Source organism: Bhargavaea cecembensis, assembly GCF_000826125.2.
GTDB classification, from domain to species: Bacteria; Bacillota; Bacilli; order Bacillales_A; family Planococcaceae; genus Bhargavaea; species Bhargavaea cecembensis_B.
Genome location: NZ_LN651372.1, coordinates 63,265 through 75,821 on the forward strand (window position 1 = coordinate 63,265; position 12,557 = coordinate 75,821).

Annotated in this window: 13 protein-coding genes; 4 read left to right on the forward strand and 9 right to left on the reverse strand. The window is 58.2% G+C overall.

The annotated features are described in order from the left end of the window. Window positions 1-204: 204 nt before the first annotated feature. The gene (locus tag BN1189_RS03010; RefSeq protein WP_373604609.1) at window positions 205-888 is read left to right on the forward strand and encodes a histidine kinase; all 684 of its coding nucleotides are present in this window, start codon (window positions 205-207) and stop codon (window positions 886-888) included. A 254-nt stretch (window positions 889-1,142) separates the two neighbouring features. On the opposite strand, the gene murB is transcribed toward BN1189_RS03010, so the two are convergent. Then, the gene (gene murB / locus BN1189_RS03015; RefSeq protein WP_040225288.1) at window positions 1,143-2,057 is read right to left on the reverse strand and encodes a UDP-N-acetylmuramate dehydrogenase; all 915 of its coding nucleotides are present in this window, start codon (window positions 2,055-2,057) and stop codon (window positions 1,143-1,145) included. Between the two features lie 221 nt (window positions 2,058-2,278). Continuing rightward, a complete protein-coding gene (locus BN1189_RS03020; protein ID WP_040225290.1) occupies window positions 2,279-2,917 on the reverse strand; it encodes a DsbA family oxidoreductase in 639 nt (212 codons plus the stop codon). 115 nt (window positions 2,918-3,032) lie between these two features. On the opposite strand from BN1189_RS03020, the gene BN1189_RS03025 reads away from it, so the two are divergent. Continuing rightward, entirely contained in the window at window positions 3,033-4,409 is a 1,377-nt protein-coding gene (locus BN1189_RS03025) for an FAD-dependent oxidoreductase (RefSeq protein WP_040225292.1), read from the forward strand. A 112-nt stretch (window positions 4,410-4,521) separates the two neighbouring features. Continuing rightward, window positions 4,522-5,310 carry an AAA family ATPase gene (locus tag BN1189_RS03030; RefSeq protein WP_040225293.1) on the forward strand — a complete coding sequence of 263 codons (789 nt, stop codon included), beginning with the start codon at window positions 4,522-4,524 and terminating at the stop codon, window positions 5,308-5,310. Between the two features lie 40 nt (window positions 5,311-5,350). On the opposite strand, the gene BN1189_RS03035 is transcribed toward BN1189_RS03030, so the two are convergent. The 3 genes from BN1189_RS03035 to BN1189_RS03045 form a co-directional block, all read right to left on the reverse strand. After that, window positions 5,351-6,211 carry a YitT family protein gene (locus BN1189_RS03035; protein WP_040225295.1) on the reverse strand — a complete coding sequence of 287 codons (861 nt, stop codon included), beginning with the start codon at window positions 6,209-6,211 and terminating at the stop codon, window positions 5,351-5,353. Between the two features lie 342 nt (window positions 6,212-6,553). Next, window positions 6,554-7,483 carry a manganese-dependent inorganic pyrophosphatase gene (locus BN1189_RS03040; RefSeq protein WP_040225298.1) on the reverse strand — a complete coding sequence of 310 codons (930 nt, stop codon included), beginning with the start codon at window positions 7,481-7,483 and terminating at the stop codon, window positions 6,554-6,556. A gap of 51 nt (window positions 7,484-7,534) precedes the next feature. Further along, a complete protein-coding gene (locus tag BN1189_RS03045) occupies window positions 7,535-7,978 on the reverse strand; it encodes an RrF2 family transcriptional regulator (RefSeq protein WP_040225301.1) in 444 nt (147 codons plus the stop codon). A 211-nt stretch (window positions 7,979-8,189) separates the two neighbouring features. Between BN1189_RS03045 and hmpA the strand changes: the two genes are divergently transcribed. Continuing rightward, a complete protein-coding gene (hmpA, locus tag BN1189_RS03050) occupies window positions 8,190-9,374 on the forward strand; it encodes an NO-inducible flavohemoprotein (RefSeq protein ID WP_040225304.1) in 1,185 nt (394 codons plus the stop codon). Window positions 9,375-9,540: 166 nt separating this feature from the next. Here hmpA and BN1189_RS03055 read toward each other — a convergent pair whose 3' ends face one another. The 4 genes from BN1189_RS03055 to BN1189_RS03070 all read right to left on the reverse strand — a co-directional run bounded on the left by BN1189_RS03055 (window position 9,541) and on the right by BN1189_RS03070 (window position 12,488). Next, window positions 9,541-10,830, reverse strand: a complete 1,290-nt coding sequence (locus tag BN1189_RS03055; protein WP_040225307.1) for an arsenic transporter — start codon at window positions 10,828-10,830, stop codon at window positions 9,541-9,543. Beyond that, window positions 10,827-11,159, reverse strand: coding sequence for an ArsR/SmtB family transcription factor (locus BN1189_RS03060; RefSeq protein ID WP_040225310.1), 333 nt, complete (start codon window positions 11,157-11,159; stop codon window positions 10,827-10,829). Before BN1189_RS03060 ends, BN1189_RS03055 begins: the two co-directional genes overlap by 4 nt. A 155-nt stretch (window positions 11,160-11,314) precedes the next feature. Next, the gene (locus BN1189_RS03065; RefSeq protein ID WP_040225312.1) at window positions 11,315-11,833 is read right to left on the reverse strand and encodes a type 1 glutamine amidotransferase domain-containing protein; all 519 of its coding nucleotides are present in this window, start codon (window positions 11,831-11,833) and stop codon (window positions 11,315-11,317) included. A gap of 61 nt (window positions 11,834-11,894) precedes the next feature. Next, window positions 11,895-12,488 carry a DNA-3-methyladenine glycosylase gene (locus BN1189_RS03070; protein ID WP_040225316.1) on the reverse strand — a complete coding sequence of 198 codons (594 nt, stop codon included), beginning with the start codon at window positions 12,486-12,488 and terminating at the stop codon, window positions 11,895-11,897. Window positions 12,489-12,557: the final 69 nt, after the last annotated feature.

The window sequence follows — 12,557 nt, forward strand, 5'->3', positions numbered from 1 at the left end:
CAAAAAGGGAGACCCTGTCCGCGACATGCGGGACGCCTGCCGTGCCGGTATTTCCCCAATCATCAATTATACAGGAAACAAGGCGCTCCTGCTAACATGCCCGCCCGGCATATTGCCTTCGCAGGGGCGATGTCTTATAATGTCTTGGTTCTCCGGGTGTTTGGCCCGTGACCACGCGATTATGAACAAGAGGTGAAATCCGCCATGATGAAAAAACCGGGGATGGACGAGCGCATCCTTGTATGTGTCTATTACGGACCGAACGGCGAGCGGCTCATCCGCCGGGGACACCAGATGGCCAGCATGCTGGACTGCCCGTATTATATCCTGACGGTCGATCCGCTGCCGTTCGATGAATTCGACGCCGACAAATCCGCCTACGTGGAAAGCTGGCAGGAGCTGGCCGATGAACTCGGTGCGGAAGCCTTCTTCCTCCGCGACGACGAAAAGCGCCCGTCCGCCAAAGTCATCAAGGAAGTGGCCTACGAACATAACATCACCCAAATCATCGTCGGACAGACTGCCCAGAGCCGCTGGGAGGAGATCACGAAAGGATCATTCATCAACGTCCTCCTCCGTGAAATCCCCTTTGCCGACCTTCACGTCGTCTCCGTCGCCCGGACCGTCAAATCCGAAGAGGAAGGCATGTACGAAAAAGGCGTCCGCGCCTACCTCGTCAAGGAAAAGGACGGCTACCGCGTCAGCTTCACGATGTCGAAAGGCTGCGAATTCGAAGGCATCTTCTTCAAAGAGATCGGCACCGACTTCAACAACGGCATCTTCAAGTTCATGCACGACCACAAGATGTGCCAGGTCCACGTCCACGACGACCAAATCGAAGAGACGGGGACCGTCGAACGGATCGCCGAAGAAAAACACGTCCAATAATTCAAAGCCGCAGATTTTGGGGAGTCCATTCCCCTTGGATCTGCGGCTTTTTTATGAGCCGGGCCGGGGCAGGTTCTCTCAAAAACGGATTTCCTGAGGAGCGTTATCTTTATCCGGTAAAGCGTTATCTTTATCGCCGGAAGCGTTATCTTTATGCGGTAAAACGTTATCTTTATCGCCGGGAGCGTTATCTTTATCCGAATATGGACACGAAAAAAGGATCAGAGGCCGCAGCCCCCGATCCGATCCTTTCCTTATCCTTCTTCCCCCACGATTTTCACTTCCAGCTCCAAATCGACGCCGAAGTTCTTTTTCACTTCCGCCTTCACCATTTCGATCGTCCGGATATAGTCGGTCGCGGTGGCGCCGTTTTTATTGACGATGAAGCCGGCGTGCTTCGTAGAAACTTCCGCGCCGCCGTAGCCTTTGCCCTGCATTCCGGAATCTTGGATCAGCTTTCCGGCGAAATAGCCCGGAGGCCGCTTGAACACGCTGCCCGCGGACGGATATTCGAGCGGCTGCTTGGATTCCCTCTGATGGGTGAGGTCCGCGACTTTCGCGTCGATTTCCTCCTGGGCGCCTTCCTCGAGTTCGAATTCGGCGGACAGGACATAATAGCCGTTCCGCGCAATGATGCTCGTCCGGTACCCGAGGTCCAAGTCGTCTTTTGACAGCACGAGACGCTCGCCTTCCCTTGTCAGGACCGTACACCGGAGGATGATGTCCTTGATCTCTCCGCCGTAGGCACCGGCGTTCATCACCATTGCGCCCCCGACCGATCCCGGGATCCCGCAGGCAAACTCAAAGCCCGCAAGCCCGGCGGCCGCAGCCGCGCGGGAGACCGCGATGATATCCGCTCCGCTTTCGGCGTACACATGGCCCCCGTCGACCCGGATGTCATCGAGGTTCCCCAGATTCAGGACAATCCCCCTCACGCCGCCGTCCCGGACAACCATATTGGATCCGTTCCCGAGCAAGAGAAGCGGGATTTCGTTCCGGTATGCGAACCGGACGACTTCCTGCGTCTCCGCCTCCGTCCGGGGTGTGACGAACAGGTCGGCGCAGCCGCCCATCTTCGTTGCCGTGTGGAGCGACAGCGGCTCATCCACCTTGACGTCCTCTTCCCGCAGCATCGTTTTCAACTTATCGGCCCATTGCCGTTTATTCATGGAAATGCAGTCCTTTCATTGCCGGTCAGCGATGATCCGGACGGACTTCCCGCCTCAGGACGCATCGCTTTTCTTTAATCAGTTTCAAGTCCTTCACAAGTATATAGTATGCTTCGTGGCCGGCAATTTGACAAGTTCCACCGGGGCCTGTTTCCGGGAGTGACGGTGACGATGAAAAAGCCGCACGGCCGGGATTGCCCCAAGCCGTGCGGCGTTCGTCATTATTTCTCTTCGGAAGCCGCTTTTTCAAGTGCGGACCGGAACAGTTCGTCCGGCTGGGCGCCGGATATGGCATATTTCCGGTTCAGGACGAAGAACGGAACGCCCTGTACGCCGAGCGCGGCGGCTTCGCCGATATCTCCTTTGACATCGGCGCCGTAGCGGTTTGACTCAAGGACATCCAGCGCACTTTGCCGGTCGAGGCCCGTCTCTTCAGCGATGTCGGCGAGCACTTCTTTTCGGCCGATTTCCCGGCCTTCGATGAAGTAGCCGCGGAGCAGGTTCTCAGTGATCTCCGCCCCCTTGCCGGATTCCTCCGCCCACTTGGCGAGGCGATGCGCATTGAATGTATTGCCGGGCCGCATCGCGTCGAAATTATAGTCGAGGCCGACTTCTTTTGCGGCCGCCGCGATGTTCGCATTCGAGGCTTTTGCCTCCTCGAGCGAGATGCCGTACTTGGCCGCCACTGCCGAGGCCATCGTGTGCTCGGATGTTTCGGGAGAGTTCGGGTCCAGCTGGAAGCTCTTGTAGACCACTTCAGCGCTGTCCTTCAGACCGGTTTCAATCAGGGCTTTCTCAAGTTTCCGTTTACCGATGTAGCAAAATGGGCAAACATAATCAGACCAGACTTCGATTTTCATGTGCATCCCTCTTTCTTCTTTTTACCATTGTAGGGACATCGGCGGCCGCCGGACAACTAATTAGCCCACGCCGTCTGTTTTTGAGGACTTATTCACCGAAATGGAGGATGTCAAATTGACTCAATCGCTATGGCTCGACACCGGATATCCGCGAGACAAGTTCCCCCAGGCCCATGGCCGCATCCGCTGTGACGTCTGCATCGTCGGCGGAGGGCTGAGCGGCATCGCCGCCGCCGAACAGCTAGCCGCGGCCGGCAAGGATGTCGTCCTCGTCGAACGCGACCGCATCCTTGCCGGCACGACCGGAAACTCCACCGGGAAACTGACGGCCCAGCACGGCTACGTCTATTCCGATCTGCTCAAGCAATTCGGCAAGGACGGCGCGCGGACTTATTACGAGGCGAATGAAGAAGCCGTCCGCCGCGGAAGGGACATCGCCGGCGAGGGCGAGGCGAGGCCGTCCGATTCATACATCTTCTCGCAGACCCGGCACGGCACGGAGAAACTGAGACGGGAATGGGATGCTTACCGGGAGATCGGCATCCAGGGCTCGTTCGGCAAAGAGACCGAGCTGCCGTTCCCTGTCCAGGCCTCGCTCTCGATGGTCGACGAGCTCCAGATCCATCCGTTCCGTTTCGGCCAGCGGCTCGCCCGGATGGCAGCGGATCACGGGGCGCGGATCTATGAGATGACCGCCGTCCGGACGATGGACTTCAAGAAACGGACCGTCTCCTTGTCGACCGGCGGGATGGTCGAATTCAAAGAGCTCGTCCTCGCGACCCACTATCCGATCAGGGGATTCCGCGGCCTGAACATCATCAAGCTGGCCGTCAACCGCTCTTACATCTCCGTCGCTCCGACCGACCGCGAACTGAAGGACCAGTATATCTCTGTCGATTCCCCTCAGCGGTCGATCCGGACGGCGAATATCGACGGGAAGATCTATATGATGCTAGCGGGAAGCAACCATACGGCCGGCATGAAAAAGGAAACGGACGAAGAGTACGGACGGCTGGCGGAAGACTTGGAGAACCTGTTCCACTTGAAAGGCATCACACACAGCTGGTCGGCGCAGGATCCCCAGACGCCGGATCTCGTGCCGTATGTCGGCCAGATCTCCGACAGTCTGCCGCATGTGTATATCGCGACCGGTTTCCGCAAATGGGGGCTCTCCAACTCCCTGGCCGGCTCCAAAATCCTCCGCGACCTGATCACAGGGCGTGAAAATGCGGCGACCAAGCTGTATGACCCGGGACGCACCGGCTTCGGCGCCCTTCTCCTGCAGGGGCTGAAGATCAACGGGCTCGTCGCCGGCGAGCTGGCGACCGGCTACACCGTCCGCCTCGACTCTCCGACTTGCACGCATATGGGGTGCAAGACCCGGTGGAATGAAGGCGACCGGACATGGGATTGCCCGTGCCACGGCTCCCGTTTCCGCGAAGACGGATCGGTGCTGGAAGGCCCGGCCACAAAACCGCTGGATTTAAGCTGAATGAGTTCTGACGACAGGCGCGGGGTCCCCCTCCGCCTGTTTTTTGCATGCGGATTATCCGTGGAACCGCATGCCCCCTTCTGTTAGAGTGGGAGAAAAGGGGGCGGATCGGATGATTTTAAAAAGAGTGAGCATGGCGGGGCCGTTGCCGGACATCGGACGCTTTCCGTTCAGCCTGCCTGTTATCCAAGAGTTCCGGGAGTTCACTTTCCGTGCCCCGGTCACCATCATCGCCGGCGACAATGGAACCGGCAAGACGACACTGCTCGAAGGGATCGCGGCGGCAGCGGACAGCATCCTGATCAGCCGGCTGCCGATGGAAGGGAACCCGTCGCTCGCCCACGCGCAAGAATTGGCAGACCGGCTGTCCCTTTCCTGGTCGGTGAAGACGAGGAACGGATTTTTCTTCCGTGCCATGGATTTCATCACCTATACGATCGAAGTCGCCCGGATGCGGGAAGACGCGCGGGCCGCGGTGGAAGAGATTCAAGAGCGCAGCCCCGGCAGTCTTGAGGTCATGCCCCATGCCCGGACGTACGCGGAACTCCGCAACCTTTACGGGGACGGACTGGACAGGCGGTCACACGGCGAAAGTTTCCTGGACCTGTTCGGGGCGCGCTTCCGGCCCGGCGGCTTCTATATCCTCGATGAGCCCGAAGCTCCGCTGTCTCCGTCCAACCAGCTCGCGCTCCTTGCGATGCTGCATGACATGGTCGGCCAAGGCGCCCAGTTCCTCATCTCCACCCACTCCCCGATCCTCATGGCTTATCCGGGTGCGGATCTGTACGAGATCCGCGGCGGACGGCTTGAGCCGGCTGCATTCGGCGAAATTGAACACGTCCGGCTGACAAAAGATTTTCTCGACAGCCCGGAACGATACTTGCGGCATCTGTTCGAATAAACGAAAACCGGTCCCCCGCATGCAGGGAGCCGGTTTATTTTCATTTTCCCGTGTCCATGAAGTTGCTGCCGGAGATTTCATTCACCCGCTGGACGACGACGAATGCTTCGGGGTCGACGTTTCGGATGACGGTCCGGAGCTGGGCCATTTCCAAGCGGTCGACGACGGTGTAGATCACTTTCTTCGAATCGTTCGTGAAGGCGCCCTCCCCGTTGAGGAACGTGACCCCCCGGCCGACGGCTTCGAAAAAGCCATGGGCGAGTTCGTCCGCCCTTTCTGAAATGATCATGACGGACAGGGATTCATCGAGTCCCTCGACGACCATGTCGATCACCTTGGAGGCGATGAAATACGTGATCATTGAATAGAACGTCGTCTCCCACGTAAAGACGAGCAGCCCGGCGAGCGTGAAGATGAAGACGTTCATGATCATGACGATCTGGCCGACTGAAATCGGCCGCCGCTTGCTGATCAGGATGGCGAGGATTTCCGTGCCGTCGAGCGCCCCGCCCGTCCGGATGACGAGGCCGACCCCGACGCCGAGCACGACCGCCCCGATGATGGTCGAAAGGAACAGATCCTCGGTGACGACGGGGAATTGCTCAAAGAACTTCGTCGCGATGGAGAGGACCAGGATCCCGTAAAGCGCCTCGACCGTGAACTTGAGGCCCAGCCGCTTGTACCCGAGGAACAGGAACGGGACATTCAGCAGGACAATGAAGATACTGAGGGAAACCGGCGTCATCTCCGAGAGGATGATCGACAGGCCGATGACCCCGCCGTCGAGTATGGCGTTCGGCACGAGGAACAGCTGCAGGCCGATCGCCGCGATGACCGCTCCGATCGTGATCATGATGAACTGGGCGACCGGCGAATCCGCCACCCGTTTGTTTTTGTCCATATCCCTCCCCCTTCCGTTTATCCGATGCCTTCATTATTCCAAACCTGCCGCTCCGGGCGCAAGCAAGGCGGCCGAAACGGCAGGCGGGTGAATGTCAAGTTAGAGAGGGCGAGTGTCAACTCGCCCTCTCTCCACCTAACCAGCGCTTTCCATGAGTGCCTCGCCCATTCCCGCGGCGCCTGCCAACTTCTTTACTCAGAGGGAGACACAATCGTGAAACGTTGTGTATCTTTGCTGAAACGTTGTGTATCTTCGTTGAAGCGTTGCGGATCTATATTATATCGACCAATACGTTAAATAAAAAACAATCCCCGGGCACGCAGTCCGGAGATTGTCATGATTTTATTCAGCGAGGGCTTCTGTCAGCACCGGAACGATCTGCTTTTTCCGGGAGACGACGCCTTTCAGCTTGGTGACGTTGTTCTCAAGCGGAGCGTGGAAGGCACCGCTCGCGGCTTCGGCTTCGCTTCCGAGAATGAGGACCGTCGAGTCGTTCTCGAGGATGTCCGTGATCGCCAGCATATAGAGGGACAGCTCCCGCTCCGCAATCACGCGGTAAAGCAGGTCTTCCAGCTCTTCCTTGCGGCTGAGCACGTCGTCCACGTCGACCGTGTTCACCTGGGCGATGACGAACTTCTTGCCGCCGACCTCGAACTCTTTCGCATCCATGTTGATGAGGTCATCGAGGGTTTTCTTGCTCAGATCGGCGCCCGCCTTCAGCATGGCGAGGCCGTATTCTTCCGCATCCACACCGGCGATCGCCGCAAGCTCGTCCGCCGCTTTCCGGTCTTCTTCCGTGAACGTCGGCGACTTGAACAGCAGCGAGTCGGAGATGATCGCCGACAGCATGAGGCCCGCGATATCTTTCGGGATCTCGACACCGTTCTCCTTGTAGAGTTTGTTCAGGATCGTCGCCGTGCAGCCGACCGGCTCCGCCCGGTAATAAAGCGGATCGGCCGTTTCGAAGTTCGCGATCCGGTGATGGTCCACCACTTCGATGACGCGGACATCTTCAATGTCGTCCGCGCTCTGCTGGCGCTCATTGTGATCGACGAGGATGACCTGCCCGGCCTCAGCCGCCACTTTTTCCACGAAGCGCGGCGCCTCAAAACCGAATTTTTCGAGTGCGTACGCCGTTTCATCACTGACTTCTCCGAGACGGACCGCCTCTGCGTCCATGCCGAGTTCTTTCTTCAGATACGCATAGGCGATCGCCGCCGTGATGGAGTCCGTGTCAGGGTTTTTATGTCCGAAAACAAGTGTTTTTGTCATTGCAACCATTCCTCCTGCCCGTCTTGTTTCAAATTTTCCCTACCTAGTTTATCATAATCCGCCAGTCGACAATAAGGCGGCGAGGTCATCTTTGTTGATGAGGAAATCGGCGAGCGTGTATTCGTCGAGAACGGCGAGATACGCGAGGAGGGCGCGGTTCAATGCACCCCGCAGGCCGCAGATCGGGCTCAGGATGCACTGGTTCGCCGTTGAACTGAAGCATTCGACGATATTGAAGTCATCTTCCGTCTGGCGGACGACCGCCCCGATATTGATCTCCTCCGGCGGGACGGCGAGTTTCACCCCGCCGCCGCGTCCGCGTATGGTTTCGACGTACCCCATCTTCCCAAGCTCATGCGTCACTTTCATCAGGTGGTTTTTCGATATGCCGTACGCATCCGAAATCCCCTGGATCGTCGACAGCTCTCCCGGTCCTTTTGTCCCGAGATACATGAGGACGCGCAGGGAATAGTCGGTATACATCGTGAGTCTCATGTATGGTCACTCGCCTTTCTATCCATATTATAAGCGCTGTGCCCCAATCCATAAAGAAAAGCGCCGCAGCCGAAAATTTGTCTTTTCTTTGAATGGCATGTGACTGAATTTCGACAGCCGCTTAAACATGTATTTTATATATTGCTTTAAAAACAAGACCGCAGTATTCTTGAGTCAAGAACAAAACACACAGACGAAAGGTGAGAGTGCAATGCTTTCCCAACAAACAATCGATATCGTAAAATCCACAGTTCCTGTCCTGGAGCAGCACGGCAAAACGATTACGACCGTCTTCTATAAAAACATGTTTGAAGCTCATCCGGAGCTCCTGAATATCTTCAACCACGCGAACCAGTCCCGCGGACGCCAGCAGACGGCCCTGTCCAACACCGTCCTCGCAGCCGCCAAATACATCGACAACCTGGAAGCCATCGTGCCGGTCGTCGTCCAGATCGGCGAAAAGCACCGCGGCCTCAACGTGCGTCCTGAACACTACCCGATCGTCGGTTACCACCTCCTCGGCGCCATCAAGGAAGTGCTCGGCGACGCCGCCACTCCTGAGATCATCGGTGCATGGGGCGAAGCATACGAAGCCATCGCCGACGCGTTCATCGGCGTAGAGAAGAAAATGTATGAAGAAGCAGCCAACCAGGAAAACGGCTGGGACGGATTCAAGGACTTCGTCGTGGCGAAAAAAGTGGAAGAAAGCGACGTCATCACTTCCTTCTACCTGAAGCCGGCTGACGGCAAAGGCGTTCCTTCGTATATTCCTGGCCAGTACCTCACGATCCGTGTATCGATCCCCGGCGAAAAGTACACGATGATCCGCCAGTACAGCCTGTCCCGCGCACCTCAAGAAGACATGTTCCGCATTTCCGTGAAGCGTGAAGACGAGTGCAATCCTGAAGGCAAAGTGTCCACTTACCTGCACCGCCAAGTGAACGAAGGCGATAAGATCGAAGTAAGCGCACCGGCAGGCGTGTTCTACCTGGATACTGAAGGGACAACTCCGGTCACACTCATCTCCGGAGGCGTCGGCCTCACACCGATGATGTCGATGTTCGACCACATCACGAACAACCAGCCTGAACGCGCAGTATCGTTCATCCACTCTGCCCGCAACCCGCAGCTCCAGGCATTTGACGGCGACCTCCGTGAAATGGCGGCCGGTCGCGAGAACGTATCGTACTCAGTCCGCTACTCCGACACGGACGGGTTCCTCGACCGCGACTTCCTCGCAAGCCGCGTCCTCGACGGCAGCGATGTCTACGTCTGCGGCCCGGCACCGTTCATGAACGCCATGATCCGCGAACTGCGTGCCCTCGGCGTCTCGCTCGACAACATCCACTTCGAATTCTTCGGCCCTGCGGCTGAACTCGAAGCCGTCACCGCTTAATCGAATGAACGGCAAAACCCCCGACCGGGAAACCGGATCGGGGGTTTTTTAGATGAATGGGCCAGTCCGGACAGCGCCGGAGACGTCTCCGATTACACTCGAGGCCCTCCGGATTACACTCAGGCGGCCTCCGATTACACCCGAAGCTTCCCGTCCCGGATCACACTCACCATTCCAGCCACAAATAAAGCCCCGTCAGCGTCACAAACAGCACAGGGATCGTCAGCACCACTCCGACTTTGAAATAATAGCCCCAAGAAATCTTCACGCCCTTCAGCGACAGCACATGGAGCCAGAGGAGTGTGGCAAGCGAGCCGATCGGGGTCATTTTCGGGCCGAGGTCGGAACCGATGACGTTCGCGTAGATCAGGGCTTCACGCACCCGCTCCGGCACGTCCGCGTCCTGGATGGCGAGCGCGTCGATCATGACGGTCGGCATGTTGTTCATGACCGAAGACAGAATCGCCGCGATGAAACCCATGCCGACGGTCGCGGCGTACAGGCCGTGGCCCGCCGTCCATTCGATGAGCGAGGCGAGGACGTCGGTGAGGCCCGCGTTGCGGAGTCCGTACACGACGACGTACATGCCGACCGAGAAGAAGACGATCGCCCAAGGGGCCCCTTTGATGACCGCCCTTCCGTCAACCGCCCGGCTCGGCGCGGAAATCGCCAGGAAGATCAGAGCGACCGCGCCGGCGATGAAGGAGACCGGAATGCCGAATGCCTCGCTCAGGAAATATCCGGCGAGAAGAACCGAGATGACCGCCCACGACAGACGGAACAGCTTCAGGTCTCTGATCGCCGTCCGGGGCTCCGCAAGCTTTGAGGCGTCGAATGTCTTTGGAATGCTGCGCCCGAAATACAAATACAGAACAAGCATGCTCGCAGCCAGGCTGAACAAGTTCGGCACGACCATCCGCACTGCATACTCCGTGAACCCGATGCCGAAAAAGTCCGCCGAGACGATGTTCACGAGGTTCGAGATGACGAGCGGGAGCGACGTCGTATCCGCAATGAAGCCCGACGCCATGATGAACGGCAGGATGAGTTTGTCCTTGAAGTCGAGTGCGCGCATCATGGCGAGCACGATCGGCGTGATGATGAGCGCCGCCCCGTCATTTGCGAACAGCGCCGCGACGATCGCACCGAGGAGCGTGACGAGCAGGAACATCCGGACGCCGCTCCCTTTCGCAAACCGCGCCATATGCAGCGCCGCCCATTCAAAGAACCCGATTTCGTCGAGTATGAGTGAGATCAGGATCAGCGCAACGAACGTGAGCGTCGCGTTCCAGACGATGCCCGTCACGTCCCATACGTCCTGCAGGCTGACCACTCCGGCAAGAAGTGCGATGGCCGCTCCGGCAACCGCCGACCAGCCGATCGACAGCCCCCTCGGCTGCCAGATGACGAACACGAGAGTAACGAGGAAAATGAGTGCCGCGAGCCAGGCCGTCATGCGTCACAGCAACCTTTCATCCCGTCCTTCTCCAGGCCGGCGACCGTGCGCTCCGGAGCCGGCAGCCGGGAAATTAGGTCCACGAGGACGCCGTGGAGCGGATGCGTTTCTTCCAGCGACCAGAACGTCCACCGCCCCTTCTTTTCGCCTGTGACCATCCCTGCCTCTTTGAGCCGCTTGAGATGCTGGCTCACCGCCGGCTGCGTCAGGCCGACGAGCGGCGTCAGATCGCAGATGCAGACCGGACCTCCCGCGATCTGCTGCAGGATTCTGAGCCGGGTCCCGTCCCCTGCCGCCTTCATGAATAATTCAAGTTCCGCAAGTTCCACCGGAATCCCTCCAAAATAAAAGAATACCGGTTGATTATATTAGCGGCGTCTTATATAAGTCAATGCTTATCTCCGGCAGTCGAAGAAATACCGGAAGCCATCGAATTTCCGCACGCAAAAAGCGCACCCACCAGGATGCGCTTTTCATTTTACCCTTATTTCCCTTCGAGCAGTTTCACCGACTCGCGGTTGAACGCCGGGATGTCATCCGGCTGGCGGCTCGTGACGAGCTGATCCTGGCAGACGACGACTTCCTGGTCCGCGTAGTCCGCGCCGGCATAAATCATATCCTGCTTGATCGATTTATAGCCCGTCGCATTGCGCCCTTCCAGCGCCTTGGCCGTGATGAGCAGCTGCGGGCCGTGGCAGATGGCGAACACGGGCTTCTTCGCGTCCATGAATTCTTTTGCAAATTCCACGAAGCGCTCGTCCGCACGAAGCTGGTCCGGGGAGAAGCCGCCCGGGATGAAGAGGGCGTCGAAATCCTTGGCGCTGACGTCATCGATCCCTTTGTCGATCGTCACCGTCGCTTCGCCCTGCTTGCCCTTCACTTGCTTGCCCGCTTCTTTTTCGATCGTGACCACTTCATGGCCGGCATCCTTGAACGCCTTTTCCGGATCCGTATACTCCACGTCCTCGAACAGGTTCGTAATTACCGTTGCAATCTTAGCCAATCCGATCACTCCTTAAAAATGTCTACCTTCGTTTTATTCCCTTTCGACATTCTTCCAAACATCAGCGATACTTCGAGACGAACGGATTGCCCGCTTCATAGAAACGCCACGGGTAGCCGACCGCCTCGCCGGTGTTCTGGATGCCGACACGGGGGCCCGTTTCCATCTCCCCGCCGAGACCGGGTCCCGGCGCGATGAACAGCGGCTCCTCGTACCAGCGGCTGCCGTAGTATTTCATCGTCACGCCGAGCGCCTTCGACAGCTTGCCCGGCCCGTTCGTCAAGTCGGGGATGCGATGCTGCTCCCCGCGGCGCTGCTGCATGAGCGCAAGCCCGTCCACCGGCTCGGCGCCCCGGAGGAGGACCGCATGGGGCGTCCCTTCAGGCCCGGCGACGACATTCATGAGCGTGTGGGTGTGCATCTGATACGTATAGACGAGGCCGGGCGCTCCGAACATGATCTCAGTCCGCTTCGTCCGGCGATTATTGAAACTGTGGGCGGCCCGGTCTTCCGGCCCGTGATACGCCTCCGTCTCAACGATCCGCGCCGCCGTCAAGCCTTCAGGCGTGGCATGGACGATATACTGGCCGAGCAGCGCCGGTGCCAGTTCCAGAACCGGCTGCCGGAAAAACCCGGGGTCGATCGGCTCGTACATGGTCATCCCTCCAAAATCCATACTTTCTTCCATTCATTGTCGCCCCGATCTGTTGTATACTCAAGGAAA